Below are 15,137 nucleotides of genomic sequence, written 5' to 3'. Positions count from 1 at the left end.
CTATTCCTTGTTGATCCCAATCAGAAAAAATATTCAAATTTCTTTTAGTTGACCAGTAAAGTTTCTTTTCATTGTGCCGATAACTGAGCCATGCTGATCTATTGTAAAAAAGGGAAAACATGTTTAACCGAATGAAAATAGTGACCGGGCTGATGGCGGTCATCATATTATTTGGTGCTCTGCAATTTATATCTGGGGGACTTTTCTTCCATGAGTTGAAAGGTAATAAAGAAAACCTAGAAATATTGGATAAGATGCGTGAGCAGCAGACATTTTTGAATGACACCTGGGTTAATTTGCTACAGGCTCGTAACAATCTAAACCGTGCTGGCATTCGGTACATGATGAAGGATGAGGGCGTTGACAATTATTACACGATGGAACAGTTGCTGACTGATGCCAGAAGTAACTTGTCTATAGCAGAGCAGCGTTTTGAACAATATGAACAGACGGCTAAATTGCCTATTCATGAATCAGAAAGCCTTAATCGTCTAAAAAAAGCTTATAATGTTTATATTTCAGCACTTCATGAACTCATTGTCCTGATTGAACATGATCGAGCGGTGGAATTCTTTAATCAGCCAACGGGCAAATATCAGAGTGCTTTTGAGGAAGAATATAACTTTTATCTGACTCAAAACGATCATCTCTATTCTGATGTTGTATTTGATGCGAGTGTATCCTACAGAAATGCAGTGATTATGCTGGGTATTATCATACTGATCCTAGTTTCAGCGATGATTTTTAGCTGGGTTAGTATCAAGCACAGTTTGCTGAACCCATTAAACAAATTATTGGAGAATATTAAGTCACTTTCTACCGGTGATTTGACACAAAATATCACTGTTTCGGGCAAGAACGAGATGAGCATGTTAGCGACTGGCCTGAAATATATGCAGAAAGAGTTTATCAATACGGTTAGTAGTGTTCGTCACAGCAGTGAAAATATTTATAACGGAACCAGTGAAATTGCTGCCGGGAATAATGATCTCTCTTCGCGTACTGAAGAACAGGTGGCTTCTTTGGAAGAAACCGCAGCGAGTATGGAGCAATTGACGGCAACGGTAAAACAGAATGCTGAAAATGCCCGTCAAGCAAGTAACCTGGCTGACAGCGCCTCTGAAATTGCCCGCCAGGGTGGGAAAGTCGTGGCGAATGTTGTACAGACGATGCATGAAATTGCCGGCAGTTCTCAGAAGATTTCCGATATTACCAGTGTTATTGATGCTATAGCGTTTCAGACTAACATTCTGGCGCTTAATGCTGCGGTAGAAGCTGCACGTGCCGGTGAACATGGGCGTGGTTTTGCTGTTGTGGCAGGAGAAGTCCGTAATCTTGCACAGCGTAGTGCTGAGGCAGCAAAAGAGATCAAAGCATTAATAGAAGATTCAGTTAGCCGCGCGGATACCGGTTCTGTCCTGGTTGAAAGTGCCGGTGAAACAATGAACGATATTGTCAGTTCAGTCACCCGGGTAACTGACATTATGGGTGAAATTGCATCTGCATCTGATGAACAAAGCAAAGGGATAACTCAGGTTGGCCTGGCTATCTCCGAAATGGATCGTGTAACACAGCAAAATGCTTCTTTAGTTGAACAATCAGCTGCGGCTGCGGCTGCGCTGGAAGATCAAGCGGCTGGATTGAAAAAACTTGTTTCTCTGTTTCAGTTACCAAATCTTGACGATAAGTCTCAACCAGAAGCGAAAACTGAGCATTTACCTGCGGTTAAGACTCTTCCTGCTAAATCGAATCCCCCCGAGTTGAAGAAAGTCAGCAATATGGAAGAACAATCTAATTGGGAAACATTTTAAAACACTAAGTGATAACCACGGCTGCATATGCAGCCGTTAACCGAGGTGATTACATGTTAGGCAGGCTTCGTATATCAACCAGTTTATATCTGTTACTGATGATGTTTTGTGTAATGCAGATAATCTCAAGTGGTTTATCACTTGGGATCATTCACACAGACCAGACTTATATTGAGCGGATTGATCTGGGAACACAGAAGAGAGACACTTTAGGATTGAGCTGGGCGGCTTTGCTGCAATCGCGTAATACACTGAATAGAATCGCTGTAGGAAAAACGCTGCAACAATCTGAAGCCCATATTGACAGTATGGTTGCTAATGTTAAGGAGACGCTGGATAAGGCAGAGATGCATTTTGCGGAATTTATCGCGTTGCCTAAATTAAATGAAGAGGATGGCAGCAGTGTATTGCTGGCATCCGTGGAAACCAGTTACAAGGAATATATCAATGCACTCAGGGAACTCTCTGCTTTCTTGGAACAGGGTAATTATGATGCATTTTTAAACCAGCCAACAGAAAAGTATCAGCAGCAATTGGAATCTGATTTCAACCAATATATGCAGTATATCGGAGAAGAAATTAAGACTGCCGTTCAGGATGGTCGCTTTTATTATCAAATTGCAACTGCCATGTTTGCAGGAGCGATCCTAATGGTACTGGTAGTTGCTTGGGCAGCCCATTGGTGGTTAAAAAGAAATCTGCTCAAACCATTCGCTAATATGAGAAGTCACTTCCAGAATGTTGCAGAAGGAAAACTGAATAAAGAGGTTTCTGTTTTCACCCATGATGAAATTGGTGAAGTATTCTTCAAATTACGTGAGATGCAACGTTCACTGGTGAGTTCCATTACTTCGGTGAAAGAGAATACTAACCTGATGTATAGCGGTATTCAGGAAATTACTCAGGGTAATACCGATCTCTCTTCCCGCACGGAAGAGCAGGCGGCATCACTGGAAGAAACCGCCGCAAGTATGGAACAACTGACGGCAACGGTAAAACAGAATGCTGAAAATGCCCGTCAGGCCAGTGAATTAGCCGTATCTGCATCAAAAACAGCCTCTAAAGGTGGTGAACTGACAACGAACGTTGTGGAAACGATGGATGCAATTGCCAATAGTTCACAGAAGATCAGTGCAATTATCAGCGTTATTGATGGCATTGCATTTCAGACTAACATCCTGGCACTCAATGCGGCAGTAGAAGCTGCACGGGCAGGTGAGCAAGGCCGTGGTTTCTCTGTTGTTGCGGGTGAAGTCAGGGATCTCGCTCAACGAAGCGCCGAAGCGGCAAAAGAGATTAAAACATTAATTAGTGAATCCGTTCAGCGGGTAAGTCAAGGTTCTGCATTGGTCAGTGATGCAGGGAAGACCATGAATGAATTGGTCGCCTCAGTAAACCGGGTCACAGATTTGATGGCCGAAATTGCTGCGGCATCCGATGAACAAAGTCGAGGTATTCATCAGGTGGCACAAGCGGTTACACAGATGGATCAAGTTACTCAGCAGAACGCGGCATTGGTTGAGCAGTCAGCTGCGGCAGCGGCGGCACTTGAAGATCAGGCCGATATTCTGGTTAAGACAGTAGCACAGTTTGAATTACCGGATAATTCAGGAAATAAACTTGAGAATGAACTTTTACTTACGCTGAGGTCTGCGGATAGCGGAGGCGCGGTCAGTCAGACTCGCTGAGGCCAGATGAAATCAAATTTAATTGTTTCAGCGGCCAGTTTGCCGTCTTCGCCACTGAATTACATGATTCAGCGTTATACCCTGTCAGATGCGCATTTTGAGCGCATCTGCCAGTTTATATATCAACGTGCTGGCATTGTGCTTGCTGCTCATAAACGGGAGATGGTCTACAACCGTTTAATTCGGCGTTTACGAGTGCTTGGAATACGTGATTTTGGGCAATACCTGTTCATTCTTGAGAACAATACTGATAGTGAGGAGTGGCAGGAATTTATCAATGCGTTGACGACTAACCTGACGGCTTTTTTCAGGGAAGCGCATCATTTCCCTTTGTTAGCTAAACATGCAAGTAAGAATGATAGTTCGTACCGGGTGTGGAGTGCGGCAGCATCTACAGGGGAAGAGCCGTATTCAATTGCAATGACGCTGAGTGATGTATTGGGGCATCGTTTTCAGCGGGTAAAAATTATTGCCAGTGATATTGATACCAATGTACTGGAAAAGGCACGTAAAGGTGTTTATCGGCTGGATGAGTTGCGCCAACTGACAGACCAGCAGAGAAAACGTTACTTTTTTAAAGGTGTGGGATCTTATGAAGGTTACGCCCGTGTCCGGCCACAACTTGCTGACATGGTGACATTCCAGCATTTAAACCTGTTAGACCCCAATTGGCCGCTTGAGGGTAAATTTGATGCTATCTTTTGCCGTAACGTAATGATTTATTTTGATAAAAATACGCAGGAACGGATACTGCGCCATTTTATTACTTTGTTAAAACCCGATGGGTTGCTCTTTGCCGGGCATTCCGAAAATGTCACTCAAATAAGCCAGGAATTCTACTTGCAAGGACAGACCGTTTACGGTGTAGGTCGGGCAAGGAGAGGTTATGAATAAGATAACTGTCCTTTGTGTCGATGATTCAGCGCTTATGCGCCAAATTATGCGAGAGATTATCAATAGCCACTCGGATATGGAGGTCGTGGCTTGCGCCCCCGATCCACTGGTGGCACGCGATCTGATTAAAAAACATAATCCACAAGTACTCACACTGGATGTTGAAATGCCACGTATGGATGGCATTGATTTTTTGGAAAAATTAATGCGTTTACGGCCAATGCCTGTGGTTATGGTTTCTTCTCTGACTGCCAAAGGCTCTGAAATCACATTAAGGGCATTGGAGCTTGGGGCCGTTGATTTTGTCACCAAACCTCAATTAGGTATTCGTGAAGGAATGCTGGCTTACAGTGAGCTTATTGCGGAGAAAGTGCGGACGGCGGCACAGGCTAAATTATCGGTGCAAACAACCACATTGGTAAACTCTGCTCCTTTAAGTTTTAAACCTCTGTTATCCAGCGAAAAACTGATTGCAGTAGGTGCATCTACTGGCGGAACGGAAGCGATAAAGAATTTGTTGCAACCGTTGCCGGTAACCAGCCCGGCACTACTGATTACGCAACATATGCCTCCGGGTTTTACCCGTTCTTTTGCTGAACGACTGAATAAACTTAGCCAAATTACAGTAAAAGAGGCCGAAAACGGTGAACGGATTTTGCCAGGGCACGCATACATTGCTCCAGGTGATCGCCATATGGAATTGTGCCGTAATGGTGCTGATTATCAGGTTCTGATAACCGATGTACCAGCTGTTAATCGCCATCGTCCGTCTGTGGATGTGTTGTTCCGGTCAGTAGCTAAATTTGCTGGAAGAAATGCTGTTGGTGTATTACTGACAGGAATGGGCAGCGACGGGGCGGCGGGTTTGCTGGAGATGAAGCAAGCTGGAGCGTACACATTGGCACAGGATGAGGCGAGTTGCGTGGTGTTTGGTATGCCAAGAGCTGCAATACAAATGGGGGCGGTGGATGAAGTCATGGATATCCTCAAAATGAGCAAGAGAATGCTGGCAAAAATAAGCTCGGGGCAGTCTGTCCGTATTTAACGGCTGGCGGATAAATTTAATTTTTTTAAGCGGCTCTGTGCTGACTGGTAAATAATTTCAAGGAGTTTTTATGGCGAATAAGGATCTTAAATTTCTGGTGGTTGATGATTTTTCAACCATGCGTCGCATTGTTCGTAACCTTTTAAAAGAATTGGGTTTTAATAATGTAGAAGAAGCTCAGGATGGGACGGAAGCCCTGACTAAGATTCGCTCATCTCAATTTGACTTTATTATCTCTGACTGGAATATGCCTAATATGGATGGTCTGGAGTTGTTAAAAGTTATTCGTGAAGATGCGCAATTGGCTAAGATACCCGTTTTGATGGTGACAGCGGAAGCGAAGAAGGAAAATATCATTGCCGCCGCGCAGGCTGGGGCGAGTGGTTATGTTGTTAAACCTTTTACCGCAGCTACTCTGGAAGAGAAGCTCAATAAAATATTTGAAAAATTGGGCCTCTAAGGAGACATAATGAGTGTAAATCCAGTCATGCCCAGAGGTGAGACCATTAGCACCAGTGAAATTATCAGCCGGATTGGTCAGCTTACGCGTATGCTGCGTGATAGTTTACGTGAACTGGGATTGGATCAAACGATCGCTCAGGCGGCTGAGGCAATACCTGATGCAAGAGAACGTCTGGACTATGTTGTGCAGATGACCGCGCAGGCAGCCGAAAGGGCGCTTAACTGTGTTGAGGCGGCGCAACCTCGTCAGAATGAGTTGGAATCGTCGGCAATTTCACTGACCAAACGTTGGGATGAGTGGTTTGAAAATCCAGTTGAATTACCTGTGGCTCGCTCATTGGTTACGGATACCCGGAATTACCTTAATACTGTACCTGAGCACACTGCTTTCACTAACGCTAAATTGCTGGAGATCATGATGGCACAGGACTTTCAGGATCTTACCGGTCAGGTTATCAAGCGGATGATGGATGTTATTCAGGAAATAGAAAAACAGCTAGTAATGGTATTGATGGAAAACATACCCGCAGATCAAGTAGCGAAATCGAAAAAAGAGGCTGATAGCTTGTTAAATGGTCCGCAGGTGAATCAAAATGGCGTGGGTGTTATCGCTAATCAGGCCCAGGTTGATGATCTACTGGATAGCTTAGGTTTCTGAATAAAAGTGGCAGGGTGAGCCTGCCACTCAGGATTAAAGGCTTCCTGTAAAGTCCTTTAATAAGCAAAAATATCGCTGTGGGTGAATAACGGCGAGAATCAATTAACCCGCATCAGAAAAGATATTTGAATCTGGCGCGTGCACCGTAGCGCTGATCGTTGTTACTGTTGGCGATTTTGTTGTCAGCATCGGCCTCCAGCATAGAGACATAAGCGCCAAGATAGAGATTAAAATTCTGCATATTCATGATGTCAGGGATCAGATATGACATATGGATGGTGCGGATGTCGTATTTGCCCGGCTCACTGAAAGGATGGTTGATATGTGCCGTTATATCGTCAGTGTTGAATTCTTTGATATTGTTGTGGGCATAGATATAGCCCAGTTCGAAGCGGTGCCATGTGACATTGATTCCGGCGGTGAAGTTTTGTTCACCTGAAGCATCCAGATAGGCGGTGTTCAGGTTAGCGACAATGCCATCATCGGGATTGGCCACCAGACCGTTCCAACTCAGCGTCATGCCGTAGCCATTGCGTCTGGATTGATCAATCCATTGCCCTTGGGCATTCTGATAGCCGTAAGCGTTGTTGACCACATTACTTTCCATCGCTATTGCTGCACTGAACTGATCTTTTTTCCAAGCGGCTACGGGCCGTAGATAAGCAACATTTTTCTTATTATCCAGTGTATTACCATGGTAGGTATTATCCTGGAATAGCGAAGTACCATCTTCGAGCAGTGTGTTGAGTTCGAAATACCAGTTGCCGATGTGTTTGCTTAACATCAGGTTGCCGCCATTGTTACTGCGGCCACGTCCTTCTTTCAACATATAGATATAACCGAAACCATCGGCATACAAATCGTTGGCCGTATTGCCGGAGTACTGAATAAAGGTGTCCTGGTTGAGTGGAAACATATCGTAGGCTTCGAAACGCCCAATTTTGGCCTGCCAGTTTTTCTCATTGCCGAAGAAGAAAGCAGCGTCGTCAAGATTCATTTTGCCGGTCATGTCTGCTAATGGTTGCACACTGAAACCGGCGAAGTCGCCGTTCTGGTTGCGACGGTAACCGTCTAGTCCAATTAATATGCGGCCATTAATATTCCAACGTTCTTTGTCGCCGGGTTTCCAGTTTTTGTTTTCATTGGTTTTCAATGAAGTAAGCTGACCGCTTCGGCTGGTGCTGTCGAGATTGAATTCTACATCGCCATACAGTTTGAGATCACCGAAGTTGTTCAGTTGTAAATTACGGGTTGATGAAGCGTTATTTTCTAGTGAGCGAGTGGGTTGTTGTGCTACCTGTACAATGCCTTGAGCGGTTTCGCTGGTGTGTTTCTCCAGAAGTTGTGCGCGTTGCTCGGCGGCTGTGGCTCGTGCTTCGGCTTGGGTGGCGCGTTGTTCTGCCTGTTGCAGCCGTTGCTCCAGTGCGTCAAGACGTGCTTCGATGCTGGTGGCGGGTGAGGTAAAGGCAGAGGCTGAAAAGATTAATCCTGGTGTGACAATCAGATAATGAAGGTTCTTCATGATACTCTATCCTTTGGGATATTTAGTCATTATTCTCTATAACATCGTTAAACCGGTTTTTAGGCTAAAAGATAATTGAGTTAAGTTAGCTGATGGTAATCAATTACTTATTAGTAAAAATCGCCATAAGTCGAAAATCCTAAAGGGCTTTAAGATATTAATCAAGTGTATTTGGCGCGGCAATATAACTTGTTAACATAGGGATAAAGTAGGATGTATTTGATTCTATTATTATAGAAGTAATCTATATCTGTTGAAAATATAAATTTATTTAAATAAAACCATTTGAAATTATATTTTGTTTTATTATTTGCTATTTAAATGATTGATAGTATATTCAAATGGTTGCGAAATACATTTTTATATGTTGATATGCCATTCATTGCATGATGGCACCCACTACATCAGATATCATAAATTTAACTAAATCAAATTGTTAAATGACATCAGTGCCTTTTTGTGATCACTCCCTCTATTACGACAGATTCTTTTATGATAAAACGTAAGAGATAATAAACTAACTTTTTGTAAAATATCACGATTAATGCGGTGTGATTTTATAATTTCAACGTGATGTATTATTCGATACAGTGAGGTCATTATTGACATTCATCACAAAATATAATGAATTTTGATGTGAGCATAAAGTCTTAAGTTCGATTGATATAATGGGTGCTATTATTGGATCTATGTTTTGGTTAAATATAAGAATACCTTAACGAAGAGCTTGTCGGAATGATTTGATGATTAAAATGATTTAGCAAAGTAATGGTTCCAGTATCTTAATCATTGCAGGATTCAAAGATATAGGTAAAAACCTGTTTTTTTAATCGTAACGTAATCATGGAAATGCTGGTGTTTATTGGCTCCGCTCTTAGCGAATGGTTATTGTTCATCGGTTGGAGTTTTTTAAATGGTATTACATTGTGTTCAGGACAATGCTCAGAATTCGGGAAACACTGCGACAGTCAAAGCTATTCACCGTCATGGAGATAATCTTACTCACCACGTCAGGCGTATAAATTTTATTAAAAATTGTGACCACATATCGCCATCTTTCGCAATCCGTGTGGTGGGATCACCCGTGTTCACTTCTTTATCGGGATCTTACAGTCTCTCAGGCAGTTATGATAGGGGACTACCCCGAGTTTGCTTCTTTAATTAGGCACTAAACGCAATAACGACAACTACCACGTTAACTATTTGTGAGGAAAAAGAGAGTGATAGATGTACAGATCAATGAAGTACCTCTTAAGGAACACAGCCCTTCAATGGATAATTGTTTGGATGAGCAAAAGTTACTTTATGACATGCTGCTGTCACGGGAAATTGATAATCGTAGTGCGTTAGTAACGCGACAAGGCCGTGCCTGGTTCCATGTGTCGGCTGCTGGACATGAAGGGCTGGCAGTGCTGCCGCAGCTGATGCAAAAGGATGATATGCTGGTTCCTTACTATCGTGATCGAGCATTAGTCTTAGCGCGTGGTATGTCTACTGTTGAAATGGCAAGAGAATTGATGGGAAAAGCCACTTCTCATTCAGCCGGCCGGACCATGTCCAACCATTTCTGTGACAAAGAGAACAATATCTTTTCAGTAGTCAGCTTGACTGGAACCCAATGTATTCCCGCAACTGGAGCCGCCTGGGCAAGTGTGTTGGATAATAAAAATGGGCTTGTCGTGTGTGGTGTCGGCGATGCAGCAACTCGGCAGGGAGAATTTTATGAAGCGGTCAGCTTTGCGGTTGAAAGGCGTTTGCCCGTAGTTTTTGTGGTTTCCGATAATAAATTAGGCATTAGTACATCGACAGAGGCAATGGCACCGTATCGATTGGGAATTTTTAACGAGTGCTTGATTCGCCGGGTTGATGCCCGTAGGCCGGAAACCCTGTTTCCTGTTGCACAGGAGGTATTCAATAAGGCGCGATTTGAGCGAACTCCTTGCATATTGGTTTGTCGTATGGATCGGTTAGATTCTCATTCCAATTCAGATTCTCACAAACTGTACCGTACCCAGGATGAACTGGAGGCACTACAAGATCCTATTGAAAATTATGTCGCCTATTTAAAGGAAAAGGGGGCGCTTAGTGAGCAGGCGTTGGCTGAACAAAAAGAGAGCATTAAAGCTGATGTCGCGGAAATATTTGAGCGTGTTTATCACGAGGAAGAGCCTGATCCTGAAAGTGTAAGTACCTATTTGTGCAATCGTCAGGGGGCTCCTGTCGTACATGTTGAGATGGAAGCCGAAGAGACACAGGTTAAAGCTGTCAATCAGGTTTTGGATGAGGCGTTGAGTCAGCATCCGAATGTGCTGCTATTTGGTGAGGATATTCAGGATCCTAAAGGTGGTGTTTTTGGTTTCACCCGCGGTTTATCCACCCGCTATCCTGATCGTGTTATTAATGCCCCCCTTTCTGAAGCCACGATTATTGGCTCATCTGTTGGGTTGTCCGCTTGTGGTTGGCGTCCGATTGTTGAACTGCAATTTATCGATTTTGTTGGGTTGGGCCTCAACCAGTTACAGTCACAACTTGGCACTTTAAGTTGGAGAACGGTGGGGAAATGGCGCTGTCCGGTGGTGATATATGCGCCTTATGGCGCTTATCTCCCAGGAGGCGGTATATGGCACAGCCAGAGCTCGGACGGTATCTTAGCGCATATTCCCGGTATTAATGTTCTTGTTCCAACGACACCCGCCGACACTATTGGGTTGTTCCGTACAGCGTTAAGTCTGGATATGCCGAGTCTGATCCTGATCCCTAAACACCTGATGAGAGAGCGTCATGAGCGCCGGCAGGTGAATCCAGTGCCTCTTGGCCAGGCAAATATCGTCAGGGCAGGAAAGGATATTACGCTGGTTGCTTGGGGAAATACCGTTCAACTGGCGACTATGGCTGCGCTTCAGGCGGAAAAAAACAATATTGACATTGAAGTGATTGAATTACGTAGTCTGGTACCTTGGGATAAACAACGGATTGCGGAATCTTTGCGCAAAACCGGGCGGCTTATCGTTGTACAAGAAGATACCCGGACAGCCAGTGTCGGCGCATCCATTATTGCTGACCTTTTGGATGAGAATGACAATTTCTTCTCCTTACTGGCACCTCCGCGCCTGGTGACGCGTGAAGATATTCATATTCCTTTTAATCCTTGTTTAGAGAAAGCTGTTTTGCCCGGCACGGATGACATTTTGGCCTCCGTATATGCGGTAATGAGCTAAGGAGAACTTATGGCACAGTTGCTTATTCCCCCGATGGGAGAAGGAACCACTGAAGTCGTCATTACCCAGTTACTTAAGCAGGTGGGAGATCATGTTAAGCGTGATGAACCTGTTTATGAAATGGAGACGGATAAGGCTGCTTTTACCATTGAATCTGATGTTGAGGGGATCTTGGAAAAATGGCTGGCTGCGGAAAATGATATTATCCCTGTTGGATCGCCTATTGCGGTCATCAGAGCTGTCGGTGAGTTGGTAGAGCCTTCCCCTGTCAGTGAAGAGTTGACGCCTCCGCCAGTTAGCGTGGAGAAAGTGGAGGCTGCCCCGGAAGTATCTGCTCCTCCTGCGCGTATTCCGCCTAAAACCCGTCTGTATGCACAAGAACACCAAATTGAGCCTCACATTCTGAGCCAACTGGTGGAAAAATACGGGACATTATTGCCCAGCCACATTGATGACTACCTGAGGCACAGCGAAGTCAAATCGCCGGAAAATGACCATTCCGAAGATGACAATATTGGTTTTCTGTCAAAAGATCAGCAGCGCCTTAATCGTGCGTTACGGCTGAATAGCGGTATGGTACAACCTTGTTGGGCAGCTAAACCACTGTCGATTGAGCTGGTTGACAATGCCATTCGTCATCTAACTGAAAACTCCGGGCAGCAAGAGTGGATAACACCGTTTCAGGTAATCACTTACGCAGTTTCTCAGGCACTGAAAAAATTCCCGATGCTGCGCTCAAGGCCGCTGGATCAGGAACGTTATCATACTTATACCGATATCAATCTGGGTATTGCTTTTCTGGATGAAAAAGGTGACTTGAGTTCATTAAAAGTGGCGGGAACACAGATCATGGGCTTTTTCGAGTTCAGGCAACATCTGAATAGCGTACTTGATCCCGATGCTGAAAGAGTGCCTGTCGATATAGATGTTCCTATGATGATCTCGTATACCGGCAGCGATGGTGCTACCTCGGCTGTACCGCTTATCGTGCCGCCATCTCAGTCAACATTGTTCATCGGTGCTCCGCACAACAAAGAAATGAACCTCGTTCTGGCATTCAATCACTATTTGCTAAATGGGGTAGAAGCGGCTGAATTTCTTACAGAGATTGCTGCTGAAGTTCGCGTTCTGTCTGGGCCGCAATCTGTCGCACATCAGATGGAAGGTCAATCCGGTAAACCGGTTGCTGGGCAGTTACGCACACTCTTGGCTGACTTCCTGAATTGGGACGAGGATTTTACTGAATCAATGATGCAACGCACCTGGGCTGATTTGGGCATTGATTCACTGAAAGCGGTAAAACTTGCGGAGCTGATGTCAGTGCGTTTTCGCCGGAAATTATCGCCCACGCTGTTCTGGCGTTATAGCTCACCGCATCGGTTGATTGAGTATCTTGACATTTCCAGAACTGAAGTGGCCGAGAAGAAACATTCTTTAGATGACTTTATTAATGCGGTGCGTTGTCTTGATGGTGAAGCAGCATTAGGATTGCAGCGCCTCATAGAGGGAGGTAAGCATGGATAATCTGTATCACATATATCATTCACTAAGCCCGGAGGAACAGCGGATAGCTAAATCCGCCTTGCTGGAGCATTTAAGCTCCATGACTCCATCAGTAAGCGGTTCAGGTGATACGAAACAGATGCCTATTGCTATTGTGGGCATGGCCTTCCGACTACCTGGCGCGGAAGATTCCCCGGAGCAAATGTGGGAGATCATCAGATCTGGACGCAGTGTGATAGAAGAGATCCCGGAGCAGCGGCTTGCGTCTGGAAAACCTTACATTATTCCGCTGCCTAAAAAAGCATTAAAAGCTGGGTTGCTGAATAATATTGATGGTTTTGATGCGCCATTCTTTGGTATTTCTCCGCGAGTGGCCGCTATGATGGATCCGCAGCAGAGAATGCTATTGGAGCTGACTTGGCAAGCGATAGAAGATAGCGGTACTAATCCGCTGAGTTATTCGGGATCAAAAACCGGTGTTTTTATTGGCTCGTGCAGCAATGATTATCGTGAACTTGTCGCGGCTGATATGGCAATGGCAAATGCTTATGCAACGACGGGAACACTGAATTGCCTGTTGGCAAACAGGTTGTCATTTTATTACAACTTTGTTGGTCCTAGCTTGCAAATTGATACCGCGTGTTCAAGCGGATTAACGGCGTTGACTCAGGCGGTAAATTCATTGCGTTCTGGGGAATGCCAGCAGGCGATAGTTGGCAGTATTAATTTGTTGAGCAACACATTTAACATGGCCGCTTATTACCGGGCGGGAATGTTATCTAAGGATGGTTGTTGCCGAGTTTTTGACGCGGATGCGAATGGCTTTGTCCGTGGTGAAGGCGCGGTGTGCCTGTTTTTGAAAACGCAAAAACAGGCATTGGCGGATCAGGATCCTATTTATGGATACGTTCGGGCATCGGCGGTAAATCATGGCGGGCGGGCTAACTCACTGACTTCACCTAACCCTGAGCAGCAGATTGCATTAGTCAATGATTGCTTGCAACAGGCTGGAGTCTCTGCGGAGCAAATCAGTTATTTAGAAGCACACGGTACGGGAACGTCACTGGGCGATCCAATTGAATTTAATGCACTTAATGAAGTCTTTAACCATGGTCAGTCAGGAAAAATGTTGCAGCCTTGCTATATTGGCTCAGTAAAAGCCAATATTGGGCATTTAGAGGGTGCTGCGGGGTTAGCGGGTATCGTTAAAGTTTTATTGATGTTGCAGCATAAATCCATTGTACCTTGCGCAGCATTTCAGCGTCTGAACCCTGAAATTGATAGCGCTGACACGCGTTTACAACTGGCTACAGAGGAAAACGCCTGGCAGGTGGATGCAGGGCAAAAACGTTTCGCTGGACTCAGCTCTTTCGGATTGGGTGGAAGTAACGCTCATGTTATTTTGGAGGAGGCGCCGACCAAAGTTCAGCAACAGATTAAAGCCAGTTCGGAGAGATATTATTATCCTATCGCGGCCAATAGCCAGGCCTCGTTGCAAAAAATGGTGGTTATGCTGGGAGATTTTATTGAGAGCGATGAAAACATCGATCTGCAAGCGGTTAGTTGGACATTACAGTTTGGCAGGGCGGCGCTCCCCCAGCGGGCATTGTTTGTTGCAACATCACGGCAGGATCTCCTGAACCAACTACGTGATTTTGCTTCGTCTGCTGCAACCAAAGAAGATCAATGGCTTCATATGGCAGAGGACGATTCTCGATTCTTATGGTTACAAGGTCAGGATATAGATTGGCGTACTTGTTGGCCTTCCGGGCAGAAGCCGTTACGCATTCGACTGCCCAAATATGCTTTTGAACATCGGCGTTACTGGTTACCTAACAACGAATCTGTGGTTGAAAAACCGTAGTTGGGGCCTCTCTTTTTCGTATTAAATTCCCTGTTGTAAAACAGGGAATTTATCACTCTATAAATTAACCCATTTAAAGAATGAGAAATGTTTTCTCTTCATCGAAAATTTTAAATAACGTATTGTCGGTTGATTGACTTTCTCTCATGTTTAATAACGTCTTAATTGCATTAACGATGATAAAAAGTCTGACAGATTAATCAATCAGAAAGATTATAACGATTAGACAGGTATTTAAGCATTAATAGAGGATGAAAATAATTTGGAAAAATAACGAAATTGGTTTTCGCATGAAATTACATTAAAGACATGAAAAATAAAGGTAATTTAAATAAAATTATAAAAATGAATACTATTTCATGGATTAAGGTAGTGGAAAGCAAGTTTAAACTGGCGTATTTAAGGTACCCTCGTTTTACATAATAATTTTCCCAAGCTAACTGCAAAAAAAAATAGATAAATAACTACATTG

Annotated in this window: 10 protein-coding genes; 9 read left to right on the top strand and 1 reads right to left on the bottom strand. The window is 44.3% G+C overall.

Going from position 1 to position 15,137, the window contains the following annotated elements:
- Window positions 1-119 precede the first annotated feature (119 nt).
- From ACGF7G_RS09490 to cheZ, 6 genes are all read left to right on the top strand, one after another.
- Window positions 120-1,811: a methyl-accepting chemotaxis protein gene (locus ACGF7G_RS09490; protein WP_387464980.1), complete on the top strand. Its 1,692-nt coding sequence runs from the start codon at window positions 120-122 to the stop codon at window positions 1,809-1,811.
- A gap of 53 nt (window positions 1,812-1,864) precedes the next feature.
- On the top strand, window positions 1,865-3,499 hold the full coding sequence (locus tag ACGF7G_RS09485) for a methyl-accepting chemotaxis protein (protein WP_387464978.1): 1,635 nt from the start codon (window positions 1,865-1,867) through the stop codon (window positions 3,497-3,499).
- Between the two features lie 6 nt (window positions 3,500-3,505).
- Window positions 3,506-4,393 carry a protein-glutamate O-methyltransferase CheR gene (cheR, locus tag ACGF7G_RS09480; RefSeq protein WP_133815917.1) on the top strand — a complete coding sequence of 296 codons (888 nt, stop codon included), beginning with the start codon at window positions 3,506-3,508 and terminating at the stop codon, window positions 4,391-4,393.
- Window positions 4,386-5,438: a chemotaxis response regulator protein-glutamate methylesterase gene (locus ACGF7G_RS09475; RefSeq protein ID WP_133815916.1), complete on the top strand. Its 1,053-nt coding sequence runs from the start codon at window positions 4,386-4,388 to the stop codon at window positions 5,436-5,438. The genes cheR and ACGF7G_RS09475 overlap by 8 nt, the downstream gene beginning before the upstream one ends.
- A 70-nt stretch (window positions 5,439-5,508) precedes the next feature.
- Entirely contained in the window at window positions 5,509-5,898 is a 390-nt protein-coding gene (cheY, locus tag ACGF7G_RS09470) for a chemotaxis response regulator CheY (RefSeq protein WP_036848977.1), read from the top strand.
- A gap of 9 nt (window positions 5,899-5,907) precedes the next feature.
- Entirely contained in the window at window positions 5,908-6,558 is a 651-nt protein-coding gene (gene cheZ / locus ACGF7G_RS09465; protein ID WP_133815914.1) for a protein phosphatase CheZ, read from the top strand.
- Window positions 6,559-6,670: 112 nt separating this feature from the next.
- On the opposite strand, the gene ACGF7G_RS09460 is transcribed toward cheZ, so the two are convergent.
- A complete protein-coding gene (locus ACGF7G_RS09460) occupies window positions 6,671-8,080 on the bottom strand; it encodes a carbohydrate porin (RefSeq protein WP_387464974.1) in 1,410 nt (469 codons plus the stop codon).
- A 1,220-nt stretch (window positions 8,081-9,300) separates the two neighbouring features.
- Here ACGF7G_RS09460 and ACGF7G_RS09455 point away from each other — a divergent pair.
- The 3 genes from ACGF7G_RS09455 to ACGF7G_RS09445 are packed head-to-tail and all read left to right on the top strand — an operon-like array spanning window position 9,301 to window position 14,665.
- Window positions 9,301-11,298 carry a dehydrogenase E1 component subunit alpha/beta gene (locus tag ACGF7G_RS09455; RefSeq protein ID WP_387464972.1) on the top strand — a complete coding sequence of 666 codons (1,998 nt, stop codon included), beginning with the start codon at window positions 9,301-9,303 and terminating at the stop codon, window positions 11,296-11,298.
- Window positions 11,299-11,307: 9 nt separating this feature from the next.
- On the top strand, window positions 11,308-12,822 hold the full coding sequence (locus ACGF7G_RS09450; RefSeq protein WP_387464971.1) for a biotin/lipoyl-containing protein: 1,515 nt from the start codon (window positions 11,308-11,310) through the stop codon (window positions 12,820-12,822).
- Window positions 12,815-14,665 carry a beta-ketoacyl synthase N-terminal-like domain-containing protein gene (locus ACGF7G_RS09445; protein ID WP_387464969.1) on the top strand — a complete coding sequence of 617 codons (1,851 nt, stop codon included), beginning with the start codon at window positions 12,815-12,817 and terminating at the stop codon, window positions 14,663-14,665. Before ACGF7G_RS09450 ends, ACGF7G_RS09445 begins: the two co-directional genes overlap by 8 nt.
- The last annotated feature ends 472 nt before the right edge of the window (window positions 14,666-15,137 follow it).

This window comes from Photorhabdus sp. RM323S (genome assembly GCF_042879375.1).
GTDB lineage: Bacteria > Pseudomonadota > Gammaproteobacteria > Enterobacterales > Enterobacteriaceae > Photorhabdus > Photorhabdus tasmaniensis.
Note: the sequence above shows the minus strand (reverse complement) of the source record. Positions and strands in the feature narration are given on the sequence as shown.

Bases quoted from the DNA above. Each gene is read 5' to 3' on its own strand.
- cheY (WP_036848977.1), top strand. From the start codon at position 5,509: ATGGCGAATAAGGATCTTAAATTTCTGGTGGTTGATGATTTTTCAACC.
- ACGF7G_RS09450 (WP_387464971.1), top strand. From the start codon at position 11,308: ATGGCACAGTTGCTTATTCCCCCGATGGGAGAAGGAACCACTGAAGTC.
- cheZ (WP_133815914.1), top strand. From the start codon at position 5,908: ATGAGTGTAAATCCAGTCATGCCCAGAGGTGAGACCATTAGCACCAGT.
- ACGF7G_RS09490 (WP_387464980.1), top strand. From the start codon at position 120: ATGTTTAACCGAATGAAAATAGTGACCGGGCTGATGGCGGTCATCATA.
- ACGF7G_RS09485 (WP_387464978.1), top strand. From the start codon at position 1,865: ATGTTAGGCAGGCTTCGTATATCAACCAGTTTATATCTGTTACTGATG.
- ACGF7G_RS09460 (WP_387464974.1), bottom strand. From the start codon at position 8,080: ATGAAGAACCTTCATTATCTGATTGTCACACCAGGATTAATCTTTTCA.
- ACGF7G_RS09475 (WP_133815916.1), top strand. From the start codon at position 4,386: ATGAATAAGATAACTGTCCTTTGTGTCGATGATTCAGCGCTTATGCGC.
- cheR (WP_133815917.1), top strand. From the start codon at position 3,506: ATGAAATCAAATTTAATTGTTTCAGCGGCCAGTTTGCCGTCTTCGCCA.
- ACGF7G_RS09445 (WP_387464969.1), top strand. From the start codon at position 12,815: ATGGATAATCTGTATCACATATATCATTCACTAAGCCCGGAGGAACAG.